This window comes from Coprococcus sp. AF21-14LB, from assembly GCF_003458885.1.
GTDB lineage: Bacteria > Bacillota > Clostridia > Lachnospirales > Lachnospiraceae > UBA9414.
This window is the reverse complement of the sequence record NZ_QRVX01000009.1, coordinates 1-15343: the sequence shown is the minus strand read 5'-3', so window position 1 is coordinate 15343 and position 15343 is coordinate 1. Positions and strand designations below refer to the sequence as shown.

Sequence of the window (15343 nt, the reverse complement as noted above, 5' to 3'; positions counted from 1 at the left end):
ATGAGACAGTACTGTCCGGCGTATGGGTTTTCATGAGGATAAAGAAATGTAATCAGAAAGTACGTGGTGTTAGAATGCATATGAATCAGAGTGTAAAGTATAGGAAGAAAATTGAATAATAAAATACGTGAAAATACGTAAAACAATATCTACATACGTAAAAATACGTGTTATAATATGAGCGTGATAGGGAAAGGAAATACAAAAGATGCCATTGATGCCAAGAGAATGGAAAGACAGTTATTGTTCCTTATCATTCCAAAGCTATGAAAAAAGGGTTGGAACTAGCAATATTAAAACAGGCAGGGCTTAAATAGCTCTGCCGGCACAGAATAGATGGAGGTATTACGTGTGAACAGATTGTTTTATCCGGCAGTGTTTCATAAAGAAGAAAGTGGATACTGGATTTCTTTTCCTGATTTTCCGGAATGCTTTACAGAAGGCGATGACATGCAACAGGCATATGAACGTGCAGTGGACGCGTTAGGACTTGCGATTGTAAGCAGAAAAGAGGAAAAAGAGGAGATACCAAATCCAACAGAAGTTACTAAACTTAAAGAAGAAGATGGAATGGTAGTCATTATTGGAGTTGACATGGTCGCATATCAGAAGAAACATAATTCGAGAGCTGTTAAGAAGACATTGAGCATTCCGGAATGGTTAAATGAAGAAGCTATGGAGATGGGAGTCAATTTTTCTCAAGTTCTACAAGAAGCATTGTTGAACAAATTAAATATGTAGATTTTAGAGAGCGAATACTCGCGCTCTCGGACTGTAGACAAAGTTGGTGTTGGGAGTTATCCCCAACACCACTTTATTGCAGAAAAAGCTCTTTACAAGTATTTAAAAGTATGTTATTATTATCAATGCAGTTTAGATAGTAGCTGCATATTATACACCTATAGCTCAGGGGATAGAGCACCGCCCTCCGGAGGCGGGTGCGGCGGTTCGAATCCGCCTAGGTGTGTACTATGAAAATTGTATATCAGGAGGCAATACATGTCTGGTTCTGAAAAGACCCGTGACTGCTTTTGCGAATGTAAGATAACCCATAAAAAACGAATGTTTTTTGTGGGATTTTTCATTATTGGAGCAATAGCAGCCGGACAGGCTTTGACGAATGAGAAAATGCCGGAAGAGACGAAGGTAATCGTGCAGGAGGTTGTAAATCCGCATATTTTGAGGAAAGTACAGATTGCTCAGGAAGAAATAAATCCACTACTGCATGAAGTTTATACGGAAGTCGATGAGGTTGTGGAAGAATACTATCGTGAACTTGCAAAGGAGGCGAAGTTTGTAGAATGTTACGATGATGTGAGCATTTATACAAAACTTGGACCATACGAACATTCCTATATTGTATTTGCATATTATGAAATGAAGATAAAGGATATCAATACAAAGATTCCGGGACTTGGAACACTTTACTTGGAAGAAGATGGGAAAGGGGAACTTTCGCTTATCCGGCATGTAAAAGATGAAAATGTAAATGTACTGGTAAGGGAACTGATGCAGCATCAGGATGTACAGGCTCTGACAGCGCTGGTAAAAGAAAGATACACAGCTGCATTTGACTCAGATATTGCACTTCGGGAAGCTGTGCGGGATCTTCGCAAAGCGTATGAGACATCGCCTTTACGTTGACGGAATATAAAAACAAGATTAAGAAAAAAGAGGAGATATCACATGGAATAAAATTCAGTGATGTCTCCTCAGATTGTTTTACAAAAATTTTTTTACTGCAGATTGACTTTTTTCTTTAAAACATAATAAGAAAGAGAGCCGCCTGCAGCTGCAAATATGATTGCCGGAAATATTGTGATAAAGAAAAGCATCGGGAGTAACTCTATTTCCGGTAAAGTTGTTAGTTGACGCAGTGATAAAGAAGCTCCGAATACGCCGCCAAATAATGCGGAAATACCGGTAATCAATACATAGATGATAACGGACCACAGGATACGGTGACTGGAAAATAGTTGACCGGCACAGACAGTTCCGTAAGCAAACAGAGGATTTCCAATGCAGCTGATAGCACTGAGAATCAGTATAAATGCCAGAAATTGATTGAGTGTCATCCCGTTTGTACGCTCAAATGCCAGACAGGCATCCAGCCTCGGAAGTGAGAAGCGCTTTCTGAACCGTACTGGAAAAATAAATCAGAAGTAAAGAACCGTTAATAAAAAGTAGATCAATTAGTGTCCAAAGCCCTCCGGCCAGTGTTTTGCTCATTAAATGTTGAAACGGTGTTGCAGGAAGCGTCAGTGTAAGGTATCCCTGATCTGAGAACAGGTTTTTATAAAAATAGATTGCAATGTACAAGGTGGTAAAAGTTGATGCGATTACAGTGTAAATGAAATACAGCAGCATACCACAAATATTGATGAGATTCACTCCGTTTTGCTCAATGTCAGGCACAACAAACATGACAATAAAAGCAATGATTGGAATCAGAATCAAGTGTACAATGATAAGTACTCTGGAAAGTGAAATCATATCATATTTAAATAGTTTCTTTAACATCTGAATACCTCCCGGAAAAATGCATCTACGGATTTCTGATGTTCTGTGCGGATCTCGTCCACGGTCTGATTTAATAACAGTTGTCCATTCTGAATGAATACAACGCGATCTAATATCTGTTCAATGTCTGCAATCAGATGTGTGGAGATTAGTACAGTTGCATTTTCATTATAATTTGAAATGATCGTTTGAAGAATATAATCCCGAGATGCCGGATCTACCCCGCCGATTGGTTCATCAAGGATGTATAATTCTGCATTTCGGCTCATAATAAGGATGAGCTGTACTTTTTCTTTTGTACCTTTTGACAATGTGTGAAGACGGGCAGAAGGATCGATTTTCAAATCTGCCAGCATAGCATACGCCTTTTTGTCATCAAAATCATTGTAAAAATCTTTGAAATAAGATACAATATCGCGCACGCGCATCCAGTTATTCAAATAAGTGCGTTCCGGAAGATAGGAAATAATTTTTTTCGTCTCAACTCCCGGAGAGAGTCCTGCGATAGTAAGTGTGCCGGAAGAAGGCGTAAGAAGACCGCAGATTAATTTAATTAAAGTAGTCTTTCCGCTTCCGTTTGGTCCGAGGAGCCCGACGATCTGTCCGCGTTCAAGACTCAAATTCAAATGATTGAGTGCGTAGACTGATCGTATTTTTTGATGAGGTTATGACATTCGAAAATCGGCTCCATATTAATTACACTCCTTTGTAAAGCGCTGCATCAGTGAAAGTGTTTCGTTTGGCGTATAGCCAAGCTGTTCCATTTTTTGAAAAAATTCTCGAATCTGTTCTTCTGCCACTTCTTTTTTTAGTTGTTTTAACATATCTTCATCCTCCGTGATAAATCGTCCGCTTGTCCGCTGCGAATAAACGAGATGATTTCGTTCTAATTCAGAAAGAGCTTTTTGCATAGTGTTGGGATTCACTGCGGCTTCTAATGCCAAATCGCGTACGGAAGGGAGCTTTTCGCCAGCATGGTATTTTCCAGAGATGATATCTGTCTGAATTCGTTCCATAATCTGCAGATAGATTGGGCGGTCATTGTCTAATGCCCACGGCATATCTTCACTTCCTTTCGAATTATTGTATTATTGATATAATACAAATGATAATGTCGTTTGTGGAAAATGTCAAGAGAAAAAATCAAAGCCCGCGAAGCATTATGCTTCGTGAGCTTTGATGATCTCTTCCGGAAGTTCCGGATGAAATGTGTTATTTCTCAGCATTTCGATTTCGTAACGGTAAGGCGCATAAGATTTCTTTGAAACAGTTGGAGAAGGAATGTATGGTGTTTCAAGAATTTTCGGAATAGATTCAAAATCCTTGTGGTGAACAATGTGAGAAAGAGCATCAAATCCGATCTCACCGAATCCAAGATTGGCATGTCTGTCTTTGTGTGCACCTGGAATGTTTTTGCTGTCGTTGATATGAAAAACAGCTATCTGATCTTTTCCGAGAATTCGGTCAAAAGTATCTATTACACCGTCAAAATCATGGATGATATCATAACCGCTGTCGCTTGTGTGACATGTGTCGAAGCAGACGCGAAGCTTATCCTGACAAATCACACCATCGTAAATGCGTGCCAGTTCTTCAAATGTCTGTCCGAGTTCAGAGCCTTTTCCTGCCATTGTCTCAAGGGCGATCTGCACAGGGGTATCAGGGGTTAAGACTTCGTTCAATCCTTTGATGACCTGAGCGATACCGGCATCTGTTCCCGCACCCACATGTGAACCGGGATGCAGAATGAGGATATTACTTCGGCAGGCAGCGGTGCGTTCAATTTCTTTCTGCAAAAATTCTACAGCGAGTGAAAATGTCTCCGGTTTTACACTGTTGCCAAGATTGATAATGTAGGGAGCATGAACAACAATCTGAGAAATGCCGTGAGCGTTCATATAGTCCCATGCTTCCTCAATGCGCAGCTCCTCAATACTTTTGCGTTTTGTATTCTGAGGGGCGCCTGTGTAAAACATAAAAAGTATCTGCACCGTAAGAAACAGCTTCTTTTGCAGAACCAAGCAGCATCTCTTTGCCGCTCATACCAACATGCGAACCTAAAATCATAATGTGACCTCCTGCAGTTTGAATTTATCTTTCGGCTGCTTACAGAGCGGGCAGACAAAATCATCCGGGAGTTCTTCGAAAGGAGTATCTCCGTCATAGATGTAACCACAGACAGAACATACCCATTTAGAAGCAGATGTGTTTTCTGTTGGGGCAGAAGCTGCTGATTCTTCTTCTGGAATATAAGTCGGAGCGGTTTTAGGGCTCTTTCCTTTAATAACATTGTGATAGTAAGCGTAAGTCATGGCTGGAGCAGAAAGAAGTACATCTCCGTCAATGACTTCGCCGAGAAATACGGTGTGGGAAGAGGTTTCCATTTTATTAATGACTTTGCAGACAATGTATCCGCAGCTGTCAGTGATGATCGGAACACCTGATTTCATCTCGAAAGAAACCGTATCGAACTTATTCACCTCTCTGCCAGACTGAAAACCGAAATGTCCGATCAGAGATGGCGCGGATGTTTCAGCAAGAATAGAAACTGCAAACAGACCGGATGCATCAATACAATGGTTCGTATAGTTGTCGTGATTGATGCTGACAGCAATTGTTGCCGGTGATGAAGTAATCTGCATTGCACTGTTGGCGGTGCATCCGGTCGGACGTTCACCGTCCATAGTGCTAACAATATAGACACCGTAAGAAAGGGTTCTTAATACTTTAGAATTCATATGAATGCCTCCTTAAAATAGTAATTATTACTGAAATTTTCTTGATATTAAAGTATCATTTTTGCGGAAAAAAAGCAAGGAAAAATTAAAAAGAAAGAAATATCAAAATGGAAAGGTTAAAATAGTAGTTGTTGCAGTTGAAAGCTTGTGATAGAATGTGATAAGTAATATGCATAAAATCTCACAAAATATAAAATAGAAAATCAAGAGAAAGGGAGAATGAGATGAAAAAAATATCTGAAATCATTGCAGGAGAATTGGAAAATGCTTTTGAGCAGGCAGGTTATGACAGAAGTTTTGGAAAAGTAACCTTATCTAATCGACCTGACTTGTGTGAATATCAATGTAATGGCGCGATGGCGGGGGCAAAGACTTATAAGAAAGCTCCGATCATGATTGCGAATGATGTGAAGGAAAAGCTTGTTGGCAGTAAGTGTTTTGCAGAAGTTGATGCAGTAAATCCAGGATTTATTAACTTAAAACTGGCTCCGGAATTTGTTTCTTCTTATTTAAAAGAGATGGATCAGGATGCAAAACTTGGAATGGAAACAGCAGAACATCCAAAGAAGATCATTGTGGACTACGGCGGAGCGAACGTGGCGAAACCTCTTCATGTGGGACATTTACGTTCAGCGGTTATTGGTGAGAGTGTCAAACGTATTGCAAAATTCGCAGGACATGAAGTGATTGGTGACACACACCTTGGCGATTGGGGATATCAGATGGGGCTGATCATTACAGAAATGAAGAAACGCCATCCGGAGCTTCCTTATTTTGATGAGGAATTTCAGGGAGAATATCCGACAGAAGCTCCATTTACAATTAGTGAATTGGAAGAAATCTATCCATATGCAAGTGGGTTTGCAAAAGAGCATGAGGATTACAGAGAAGAAGCGCTGCAGGCAACATTCCTTCTTCAAAATGGAAGACCGGGCTATCGGGCTCTTTGGAAGCATATTATGAATGTATCTATCGAGGATCTGAAGAAGAATTATTATAATCTGGATGTAACATTTGAGTGGTGGAAAGGCGAGTCAGATGCCCAGGAATATATTGCACCAATGGTAGAGAAGATGAAAGCAGACGGATTTGCACACTATGATGAAGGTGCGCTTGTTGTAGACGTGAAAGAAGAGACAGATACAAAAGAGATCCCGCCATGTATGATTCTGAAATCAGATGGAGCAGCACTCTATGACACAACAGATCTTGCAACACTTGTGGAGAGAGAAAAACTTGTAGCACCGGATGAAGTGATCTATGTAGTTGATAAGCGACAGGAACTGCATTTTGTACAGGTATTCCGCTGTGCAAAGAAAACAGGAATTGTACGGGACGAAGTAGAATTAAAATTCCTTGGTTTTGGTACGATGAACGGAAAAGACGGAAAACCGTTTAAAACAAGAGAAGGCGGCGTAATGCGTCTTGAAAATCTGATCAATGAGATTAATGAAGAAATGTATAAAAAGATTGTAGAAAACCGTACTGTTTCAGAAGATGAGGGAAGAAAGACAGCTCAGATCGTAGGATTATCTGCTCTGAAATACGGAGATCTTTCCAATCAGGCATCAAAAGATTATGTATTTGATATTGATCGGTTTACATCTTTTGAGGGGAATACAGGACCGTATATTCTCTATACAATTGTTCGTATTAAGTCTATTATGAATAAATATGCAGAAAGCGGAAATAGCCTGGAAGGCTGTGAACTTCTGGCGCCGGCAAATCCAAGTGAGAAAGCTTAATGCTTGAAGTTTCTAAGTTTAATGAAGTAATTGAAAATGCATACAAAGATACAGCGCCACATAAAATCTGTGCATATATTTATGATCTTGCAAATGCATTTAACCGTTTCTACCATGAGACAAAGATTCTCTCAGAAGAAGAGACAACACGTCGGGAAAGCTATATTGCACTTTTGAAACTGACAAGAAAAGTACTGGAAACATGTATTGATCTGTTGGGATTTGAAGCACCGGAGCGGATGTAGTCAAGCCAGCGACAGATCGTCAGAAAGATCAGATCAAAAGATCAGGAGGCAGAACAGTGACGAAAAAATTATTTTACGAGGACAGTTTCCGGCAGGAGTTTGATGCTGTGGTAACAGAATGCAAAGAGCAAGAGGGAACATATTTGATCGTACTTGATCAGACTGTTTTCTTTCCGGAGGGCGGTGGTCAGAGTGCAGATACAGGAATGCTCTGGTGCACATTTGGTCAGGATGACCAGAAGACAGTAACGGAAAGTATGTGCAGCTGGGAAGAAGAGGCGGTACATATTACGGATGTTCAAGAGAGAAATGGACAGATTTATCATAAGGGAGATCGGCCGCTGGAGGTAGGAAGTAACGTACATGGGAAGATTGACTGGACGGATCGGTTTTCCAAAATGCAGCAGCATACAGGAGAACATATTGTATCCGGGCTGGTAAACAGTATTTATGGCTATCATAACGTGGGCTTTCATCTTGCGAAAGACTATGTCACACTGGACTTTGACGGCGCTCTGACAAAGAAACAGCTTCGGGAAGTGGAACAAAAAGCAAATGGAGCAATTGCAGAAAATATCCCGGTGGAAGTTGCTTATCCGAGTCATGAGGAATTGAAGACAATTGCTTATCGAAGTAAAATTGAGATTGAAGGTCAAGTAAGGATTGTTACCATTCCGGGGTATGATGTATGCGCCTGCTGTGCACCGCACGTGAAACAGACGGGGCAGATCGGTATGATTAAATTTGTCGGGATGCAGAATTATAAAGGCGGTGTCCGGATCACAATGCAGTGTGGTTTTCGCGCGTTGGAGGACTATAATCGAAAAGAAGCACTTGTGCAGAAGATTTCCACTTCTCTTTCTGTAAAAGAAGATGAGGCAGCAGATGCAGTAGAGCGCTTGAAAGAAGAGATTTACCGCCTGACAAATGAAAAAGCGGCACTGATGAGTCAGATTCTTTCCTACAAAGCAGAAAATCAAAATCCAGTCGGACGGATGCTGATTGTTCTTGAAGAGGAGCTTGACGGAGCGCAGATGAGGGAATATGTAAATCTGTTGATGGAGAAAGAAGTGGATACTTGTATTCTTCTGAATGGAGATGGACAGGCAGAGTGTCGGGAGTTTAAATATGTAGCAGCAAGCAAGACAGAAGATGCCAGAAAGATTGCAAAGTGGCTGAATGACCGGTGTCACGGAAGAGGAGGCGGCAAACCTGATATGGTACAGGGAGCGCTTCAGACAGAGCGTCAGGAAATCGAACAGCTGATTGAAGAAATAAAAACGCAGGCAGAAGCTTAGAGCCTGTAATGTTTAAGAATTATTGAGAAAAACAAAACCGGAAGATTCCTTTGGAGTCCTCCGGTTTTTTCGTGAAATTAAATTGCTTTTAACTTTGTGATTGCCTGCCGAACAGGAGGCAGTGTGAGAAGGATAATAGTAATAATCGCTTCAAGTCCTAAGTAAGAACCGTTATAAATGATAGAATATACAAGAGGGTGCATACTTTCTGGCGCTGCGGAAGCAAAAAAGACAACTCCGGACAGCACTGCAAAGAAATAACGTCCGAATACAGAAGCGATATAGCCCAGGATCAAACCCTGCTTTTGATTACGGAAAAATCCGGAACATCCAAGAGCTCCGAAAGCAAAAAAGTAATCAATGACAACCTGCGGGATGCTAAGGATATAAGGTTCTAAAATAAATTGAAGAATTCCGTGAGCGATACCGGTAAGAATTCCGGCTTTTGGACCGAACCAATAGCCAATCAAAGAAATGAACAGCATACTGCAAAGGGTAACAGATCCGCCCATAGGTAATTTAAATACCTTGATATAAGAGGCGACTGTGGCTAATGCAATAGCCATTGCTGAAAATACAAGTTTTTTAGTTGTGCTGTAAGATACGACAGCAGTTTTTGATGTCTGATTCATAAAATCTCCTTCCTTTCGCCAGCATTATCTGGATCAAGTAATGAGGGTTCACATAAAATGTGTCTCAGCGAAATGCTCCCCTAGTTACTATATTTATTTTACGGACTTAATCATAGTTGCATTGATCGTAAAAGTCAAGAAAGAATTCATAAATAATCCGGATTTACAGTTGAAACTTTGGAGAAAGAGAAGTAGAATAAATAATAGTTTGGCAAAAAATGAAGAATGTGAGGAAATTTTATGCAGAAAAAAGGCTGTTTTGGACAGTTCTGGTATATGCTTGGCCCAATAATTATTCAAAATATTGTGGCTTTAGCAGTTTCAATGGCGGCAAGTACTGCGGTGCTTCTGCTGAATTTTGATGAATACATGAAAGTGATTATGAGCGCAGATCAGCAGGCGGTCATGGAATATGTGATGGAGCAGACGAATGAAGTGCTGGCTCACTCTGCTCATTTAGCCCTTGTAACGGCACTGTGTACGATTCCGATTATGTGGATTTTGTTTCACAGAGATGAAAAGAAGAGAAAACAAATGACAGCAGTTGGGCAGATGAGTTTTCAAAAAGTGAAGTGGACGAAATTTCTGATTATTATACCATTTGCAGCGGCAGTCGGGCTTGTGCTGAATAATATTTCGCTGCTTGCAGATTTGGCGATTGCCTCGGAAGCTTATGCGGAAACATCAGTAAAGCAGTATGCAATTCCACTGATCGGTCAGCTGATCGGTTATGGACTGATCACACCGCTTAGTGAGGAATTGATTTTCCGTGGACTGATCTATAAAAGACTGAGAGATGATTTTTCTTTTAAAAATGCAATGTTTACATCTGCAATTCTGTTCGGATTTTTCCACGGAAATATGATACAGATGCTTTATGCCTTTGGAATGGGATTGCTTCTGGCGTATTTGTATGAAAAATATCATTCGCTGGCAGCGCCTGTGTTAGCGCATGGCATGGTAAATATTGTTTCAGTGCTTCTGACGGAAGCGGGAGGGTTTACCTGGATGTTTGAAAATCCGTTGCGGATCAGTCTGGTCTCCATCCTCTGTGCAGCAGCAGCTTCTGGAATTTATGTAAAATTTTTTATGAATGATCAAAAAGATGAAAAGATTTCAGAAGAGAAGTAATCTGCTCATTACCATGATGTTTGGGAAAGAAATAGTAACATAAAATAATAGAAATGTTACAAAAATATTAAAAAGTGTTGCTTTTTTGAAAAGAATGTAATATACTAGCGCAAGAGATAAAATTTAGAATATAGGAAATGGTGAATCTATGAATAAATTTGGAAAAGCAATTCTTGCATCTGTACTTGCGGCATCTTTGGCAGTAACACCGGTATTTGCAGCACCGGATGTGGAAGGGATCAGACAGTCAAAAGAAGCGTCAGAAAGCGCACTGGAAAGTTTAAAGAATGATCTGGCAAAAACAATTGAAAATATCAATGAACTGGAAGGCCAGTTGGTAGAAACGGGTGAGAAGATCGCACAGGCTGAGGTGGATCTGGCGGCGGCTCAGGAAAAAGAAGATGAGCAGTATGAAGCGATGAAGCTCCGGATTCGTTATATGTATGAAGAGGGCAATACTTCTTTCCTGACGGGACTTCTGGAATCCAAAAGTATTTCGGAAGTATTAAATAAAGCAGAATATATTCAGAACGTACATCAGTATGACAGACAGAAGCTGGAAGAGTATGTGGATACCAAAAAACAGGTTGAAACATTGAAAGCAGAGCTTGAACAGCAGCAGGCTGAATTGATGGCAAAGCAGGCAGAATTTGAACAGGAAAAAGCCAGCATCAGCACAATGGTAGAAGAAAAGCGGGCAGAAGTTGCAGAACTTGATGAACAGCTTCAGGCAGCAATTGTGCAGGCAGCGGCAGAAGAAGCTGCAAGAAGAGCAGCTGAGGAAGCAGCAAGAGCAGAAGCGAATCAATCTGTTTCTAATAATAACAATCATCATAGCAACAGTAACACACCGTCAAACCAGACAAATAATAATACTTCATCAGGGAACAGTAATGTTTCAGGTGGCAGCACTTCACAGGGAGGAAGCGGTGATACAAGTGTTGCTCAGGCGATTGTAAATGCAGCCTATTCACAGCTTGGAGTGCCATATGTATGGGGAGGAACAACTCCGGGTTCCGGACTTGATTGCTCTGGTCTGACACAGTACGCGCACCGGGTGGCAGGAATTTCCATTCCTAGAACGTCAGGACCTCAGGGTTCCGGTGGAAAAGCGGTATCGAATCCACTTCCGGGAGACATCGTATGCTATTCCGGACATGTTGGAATTTATATCGGCGGCGGTCAGATGATCCACGCACCACAGCCGGGCGATGTCGTAAAAGTTGCAAATGTATACGGTTCCCCATGGTATCGCAGATATTGGTAGAATTTATATGATAGAAACTATCGGATAAAGAGAAACACTCTGAATCCGGTAGTTTTTTTGTTGAACGTAAAATAAAAAATGGCAGTAAAATGTGAAACAATTGTTAACAAATAAGAGATATTATTGCAAAAATATTTCTTGAGATTTATAATAATCAATAGTAACGGTACGAAAAATATGTTTCCAGGACTAAAAGCAGATAGTTGCAAAACGATGACAAATGTTGTATTCTGTCATCATATATGTGGGGACATATAAATTTGATAAGAGGAAGGGTGAGCTATGAAGAAATTTAGCAGAATGCTCATGGCATCTATCGTAGCAGGATCGCTGATCGCAGCGCCGGTATATGCATCGGACATTGACGCCATTGAAACACAGAAGAAAGAAGCAGAAAATGCAGTCAACAGTCTTCAGAAAGAATTGGAGACGGCGCTTGGACAGATCAGCCAGCTGGAGACAGATATGGTAGTCAAAGCAGATGAGATTGCTCAGGCGAATGTTGATCTGGAAGCAGCACAGGTAAAAGAAGCTGAACAGTATGAAGCGATGAAATATCGGATTCGCTATATGTATGAAGACGGCGGTGTTGCAGCGATTGAGAAGATTTTTACTTCTGGGTCGATTTCGGAGATGCTGAATCAGGCGGAATATATCCAGAAGATACATAGCTACGACAGAAAAATGCTTGATGAATATGTGCAGACTAAAAATGATATTGCCAATCTGAAAGCACAGCTTGAGCAGGAGCAGAAGAACATGCAGGAATTGGATGCACAGCTGACTGCAAAGAGTGATCAGTTATCCCAGACGATCTCCAGTAAGCAGGCAGAAGTGGCGAATCTGGATGAGCAGCTTCAGGCAGCAATTATTGCAGAAGAGCAGCGCAAAGCTGAAGAAGCAAGAAAAGCAGCAGAAGAGGCGGCTAAGCAGCAACAGGCACAGAGTCAGCAGAACCAGCAGACAAACACGCCGTCAGGAGGAAATGGCACGAATATTGAGACGCCATCTGCACCATCACAGCCGGAAACACCGTCACAGCCATCTGCACCATCACAGCCGCAGGCTCCATCAGCGCCAAGCGCACCGGAGACAGACAATAATAGTGGTGGAAATACAAGTGCTGCACAGACAATTGTAAATGCAGCTTACTCACAGCTTGGAGTTCCATATGTATGGGGAGGAACAACTCCGGGAGTCGGACTTGACTGTTCCGGACTGACAAGTTATTGTCATCGCGTAGCCGGAATTTCTATCCCGCGTACATCAAGTGCACAGCTGGCCGGCGGAAGACGAGTTTCTAACCCGCAGCCGGGAGATATTTGCTGGACACCTGGTCATGTAGCGATTTATATTGGAAATGGCCAGATGATCGAGGCACCGGATATTGGACAGGTTGTCAAGATCAGCCGTGTGCGTGCATCAGTTTATGTGAGATATTGGTAAAAATTTAAGAACAATATTACAAAGAAGGAGCAGATCGAAAAGGTCTGTTCCTTTTAAGATTAGTTGAGTGGCAGAGATAGAAGAAGACAAATAGAAATGCGAGAGAAATAAGAAGAAAACCGGAAAATAGTACTTGCAATTCTAGTGATTTATATGCTATACTGTTCAGGTCGTAGTAAACACATATGCGGGTGCATCAGAGGTGCCGGAACAACGCAGCCGGTCCTGACAGCGAAAACGTATATGGAAGAAAAACCAAATGGAGGATTTAAACATGAGCGTTATTTCAATGAAACAGTTATTAGAAGCAGGTGTTCATTTTGGACATCAGACAAGAAGATGGAACCCTAAAATGGCTCCGTACATTTACACAGAAAGAAATGGTATCTACATCATCGACTTACAGAAATCTGTAGGTAAAGTAGACGAAGCTTACAAAGCAATCGCAGATATCGCAGCTGAAGGCGGCACAATCCTGTTTGTAGGTACAAAGAAACAGGCTCAGGACGCAATCAAATCAGAAGCAGAGCGTTGCGGAATGTTCTATGTAAATGAGAGATGGTTAGGTGGAATGCTCACTAACTTCAAGACAATTCAGGGAAGAATCAACCGCTTAAAAGATATCGAGAGAATGGCAGAAGACGGAACATTTGATGTATTACCTAAGAAAGAAGTTATCGAAATCAAGAAAGAATGGGAAAAACTTGAGAAGAACTTAGGCGGAATCAAAGAAATGAAGAAGATCCCGGATGCTATTTTCATCGTTGACCCGAAGAAAGAAAGAATCTGTGTTCAGGAAGCTCACACACTTGGTATCCCGTTGATCGGTATTGCAGATACAAACTGTGATCCGGAAGAACTTGATTATGTAATTCCAGGTAACGACGATGCTATCAGAGCTGTTAAATTAATCGTTGCTAAGATGGCAGACGCTGTAATCGAAGCTAACCAGGGAGCAACTGGTGAAGAAGAAATCTTTGAAGAAGCTGCAGTAGAAGCAGAAGAAAAAGATATCGAAGAAGTAGCTGAAGAAGCGTAAGAACACATTTGACACGGAGGAATGAATCATGGCTATTACAGCAAGTATGGTAAAAGAATTAAGAGAAATGACAGGCGCAGGAATGATGGACTGCAAAAAAGCTCTTAACGAAACAAATGGTGATATGGATGCAGCTGTTGAGTTCTTAAGAAAGAACGGACAGGCAAAAGCTGAGAAAAAAGCTGGAAGAATTGCTGCTGAAGGTATCGTTAAAACAGTTGTAAAAGATGACAAAGTAGCTTCTATCGTTGAAGTTAACTCTGAGACAGACTTTGTTGCTAAGAATGCTGATTTCCAGGCATATGTAGAAGCAGTTGCAACACAGGCAGCTAGCACAAATGCAGCTGATATCGATGCATTCCTTGCAGAAGCATGGGCAGAAGATCCGTCTATGACTGTAGCAGAAGCTTTAAAAGCTAAAATCGCAGTTATCGGCGAGAACTTAAATATCAGAAGATTTGCTAAAGTTGAAACAGAAGGCTGTGTAGTTTCTTACATCCATGGCGGCGGAAGAATCGGTGTTCTTGTTGAAGCTGATACAGATGTTATCAATGAAGATGTAAAAGCTTGCTTAAGAAATGTTGCTATGCAGGTTGCAGCTATGAGCCCGAAATATGTTTCTCGTGACGAAGTAGGAGAAGAGTACTTAAATCACGAAAAAGAAATTTTACTTGCTCAGGCTAAAACAGAGAATCCGGAAAAACCGGAAAACATCATCGAAAAAATGATCATTGGTCGTCTGAACAAAGAATTAAAAGAAATCTGCTTATTAGATCAGGTTTATGTTCAGGACAGTGATTTAACAGTTGCTAAATACGTTGATCAGGTTGCAAAAGCTAACAACGCTAAAATCACAGTTAAGAAATTCGTTCGTTTTGAGACAGGAGAAGGTCTTGAGAAGAAGAGCGAAGACTTTGCTGCTGAAGTAGCTGCTCAGATGGGAAACTAATGCGAACGTTGCATTAAATATTTATAGAATAAACCCTTATAAATAGTGTGTATACGCTGTTTGTAAGGGTTTTTCTGTAAATTCGAAAAGAGAAGTGGATTTAGGATATTTTTTTATAAGATGAAAAAGCGGATAGAGAGGAACAGATGAATATACAAATTTTTGGAACGAAGAAATGTAATGATACAAAGAAAGCAGAGCGTTTTTTTAAAGAGAGAGGAATTAAATTCTTTAGGTTAGAATCGATGATGGGGTAAACGAAAAAGCAGTTTTGACATTTCAGTGAACTGCCCCTTCGTTTACTCTATTTTCGATTTGACCTAATTGAACAAA

Annotated in this window: 13 protein-coding genes, 1 tRNA gene, 5 pseudogenes and 1 riboswitch; of the genes and pseudogenes, 12 read left to right on the top strand and 7 right to left on the bottom strand. The window is 40.9% G+C overall.

The features are described 5' to 3' along the window. Positions 1-239: 239 nt before the first annotated feature. The 4 genes and pseudogenes from DWX73_RS13860 to DWX73_RS03595 all read left to right on the top strand — a co-directional run. A pseudogene (locus DWX73_RS13860) lies at positions 240-317 on the top strand (type II toxin-antitoxin system HicA family toxin); the annotation flags it as partial. 34 nt (positions 318-351) lie between these two features. Beyond that, positions 352-741, top strand: coding sequence for a type II toxin-antitoxin system HicB family antitoxin (locus tag DWX73_RS03605; protein WP_118346959.1), 390 nt, complete (start codon positions 352-354; stop codon positions 739-741). 154 nt (positions 742-895) lie between these two features. Beyond that, positions 896-967 (top strand) — tRNA-Arg (locus tag DWX73_RS03600). A gap of 32 nt (positions 968-999) precedes the next feature. Continuing rightward, a complete protein-coding gene (locus DWX73_RS03595) occupies positions 1000-1644 on the top strand; it encodes a hypothetical protein (protein ID WP_118346957.1) in 645 nt (214 codons plus the stop codon). A gap of 92 nt (positions 1645-1736) precedes the next feature. Here the strand turns inward: DWX73_RS03595 and DWX73_RS03590 are convergent, their stop codons facing one another. The 6 genes and pseudogenes from DWX73_RS03590 to DWX73_RS03565 all read right to left on the bottom strand — a co-directional run bounded on the left by DWX73_RS03590 (position 1737) and on the right by DWX73_RS03565 (position 5258). Continuing rightward, entirely contained in the window at positions 1737-2075 is a 339-nt protein-coding gene (locus DWX73_RS03590; protein WP_118346955.1) for a hypothetical protein, read from the bottom strand. Positions 2076-2088: 13 nt separating this feature from the next. Further along, positions 2089-2520, bottom strand: a complete 432-nt coding sequence (locus DWX73_RS03585) for a hypothetical protein (protein WP_118346953.1) — start codon at positions 2518-2520, stop codon at positions 2089-2091. After that, positions 2514-3211: pseudogene (locus DWX73_RS03580) on the bottom strand (ABC transporter ATP-binding protein). The gene DWX73_RS03585 and the pseudogene DWX73_RS03580 overlap by 7 nt, the downstream one beginning before the upstream one ends. Before the next feature lies 1 nt (position 3212). After that, positions 3213-3581 (bottom strand): GntR family transcriptional regulator, encoded by a 369-nt coding sequence (locus tag DWX73_RS03575; protein WP_118346951.1) that lies wholly within the window; start codon positions 3579-3581, stop codon positions 3213-3215. A gap of 99 nt (positions 3582-3680) precedes the next feature. Then, positions 3681-4587: pseudogene (locus DWX73_RS03570) on the bottom strand (deoxyribonuclease IV). Continuing rightward, positions 4584-5258 carry a flavin reductase gene (locus DWX73_RS03565; protein ID WP_118346949.1) on the bottom strand — a complete coding sequence of 225 codons (675 nt, stop codon included), beginning with the start codon at positions 5256-5258 and terminating at the stop codon, positions 4584-4586. The pseudogene DWX73_RS03570 and the gene DWX73_RS03565 overlap by 4 nt, the downstream one beginning before the upstream one ends. Before the next feature lie 224 nt (positions 5259-5482). Between DWX73_RS03565 and argS the strand changes: the two are divergent. Both argS and DWX73_RS03555 read left to right on the top strand, forming a co-directional pair. Next, positions 5483-7248, top strand: a pseudogene (gene argS, locus DWX73_RS03560) (arginine--tRNA ligase). A gap of 56 nt (positions 7249-7304) precedes the next feature. After that, positions 7305-8546 carry an alanyl-tRNA editing protein gene (locus tag DWX73_RS03555; protein ID WP_118346947.1) on the top strand — a complete coding sequence of 414 codons (1242 nt, stop codon included), beginning with the start codon at positions 7305-7307 and terminating at the stop codon, positions 8544-8546. Positions 8547-8623: 77 nt separating this feature from the next. Here DWX73_RS03555 and thiT read toward each other — a convergent pair whose 3' ends face one another. Then, a complete protein-coding gene (gene thiT, locus DWX73_RS03550) occupies positions 8624-9178 on the bottom strand; it encodes an energy-coupled thiamine transporter ThiT (RefSeq protein ID WP_118346945.1) in 555 nt (184 codons plus the stop codon). Next, positions 9172-9270: riboswitch (TPP riboswitch) on the bottom strand. Its footprint overlaps the gene before it by 7 nt. Before the next feature lie 148 nt (positions 9271-9418). Here thiT and DWX73_RS03545 point away from each other — a divergent pair. The 6 genes and pseudogenes from DWX73_RS03545 to DWX73_RS15450 all read left to right on the top strand — a co-directional run. After that, positions 9419-10309 carry a CPBP family intramembrane glutamic endopeptidase gene (locus DWX73_RS03545; RefSeq protein ID WP_118346943.1) on the top strand — a complete coding sequence of 297 codons (891 nt, stop codon included), beginning with the start codon at positions 9419-9421 and terminating at the stop codon, positions 10307-10309. Between the two features lie 148 nt (positions 10310-10457). Then, positions 10458-11576, top strand: a complete 1119-nt coding sequence (locus DWX73_RS03540; protein ID WP_118346941.1) for a C40 family peptidase — start codon at positions 10458-10460, stop codon at positions 11574-11576. A 282-nt stretch (positions 11577-11858) separates the two neighbouring features. Then, complete coding sequence (locus DWX73_RS03535) at positions 11859-13022, top strand: C40 family peptidase (protein ID WP_118346939.1); 1164 nt, start codon at positions 11859-11861, stop codon at positions 13020-13022. Positions 13023-13296: 274 nt separating this feature from the next. Continuing rightward, the gene (gene rpsB, locus DWX73_RS03530) at positions 13297-14061 is read left to right on the top strand and encodes a 30S ribosomal protein S2 (protein WP_118346937.1); all 765 of its coding nucleotides are present in this window, start codon (positions 13297-13299) and stop codon (positions 14059-14061) included. A gap of 28 nt (positions 14062-14089) precedes the next feature. Next, complete coding sequence (gene tsf, locus DWX73_RS03525) at positions 14090-15010, top strand: translation elongation factor Ts (protein WP_118346935.1); 921 nt, start codon at positions 14090-14092, stop codon at positions 15008-15010. 146 nt (positions 15011-15156) lie between these two features. Then, positions 15157-15240 (top strand): annotated as a pseudogene (locus tag DWX73_RS15450) (arsenate reductase family protein); the annotation flags it as partial. Positions 15241-15343 lie beyond the last annotated feature (103 nt).

What these genes read in the sequence shown, in the direction of transcription:
- DWX73_RS03575 (WP_118346951.1), bottom strand. Translation starts at nt 3,581, where the DNA reads ATGCCGTGGGCATTAGACAATGACCGCCCAATCTATCTGCAGATTATG.
- DWX73_RS03545 (WP_118346943.1), top strand. Translation starts at nt 9,419, where the DNA reads ATGCAGAAAAAAGGCTGTTTTGGACAGTTCTGGTATATGCTTGGCCCA.
- tsf (WP_118346935.1), top strand. Translation starts at nt 14,090, where the DNA reads ATGGCTATTACAGCAAGTATGGTAAAAGAATTAAGAGAAATGACAGGC.
- DWX73_RS03590 (WP_118346955.1), bottom strand. Translation starts at nt 2,075, where the DNA reads ATGACACTCAATCAATTTCTGGCATTTATACTGATTCTCAGTGCTATC.
- DWX73_RS03565 (WP_118346949.1), bottom strand. Translation starts at nt 5,258, where the DNA reads ATGAATTCTAAAGTATTAAGAACCCTTTCTTACGGTGTCTATATTGTT.
- rpsB (WP_118346937.1), top strand. Translation starts at nt 13,297, where the DNA reads ATGAGCGTTATTTCAATGAAACAGTTATTAGAAGCAGGTGTTCATTTT.
- DWX73_RS03535 (WP_118346939.1), top strand. Translation starts at nt 11,859, where the DNA reads ATGAAGAAATTTAGCAGAATGCTCATGGCATCTATCGTAGCAGGATCG.
- DWX73_RS03585 (WP_118346953.1), bottom strand. Translation starts at nt 2,520, where the DNA reads ATGTTAAAGAAACTATTTAAATATGATATGATTTCACTTTCCAGAGTA.
- thiT (WP_118346945.1), bottom strand. Translation starts at nt 9,178, where the DNA reads ATGAATCAGACATCAAAAACTGCTGTCGTATCTTACAGCACAACTAAA.
- DWX73_RS03540 (WP_118346941.1), top strand. Translation starts at nt 10,458, where the DNA reads ATGAATAAATTTGGAAAAGCAATTCTTGCATCTGTACTTGCGGCATCT.
- DWX73_RS03595 (WP_118346957.1), top strand. Translation starts at nt 1,000, where the DNA reads ATGTCTGGTTCTGAAAAGACCCGTGACTGCTTTTGCGAATGTAAGATA.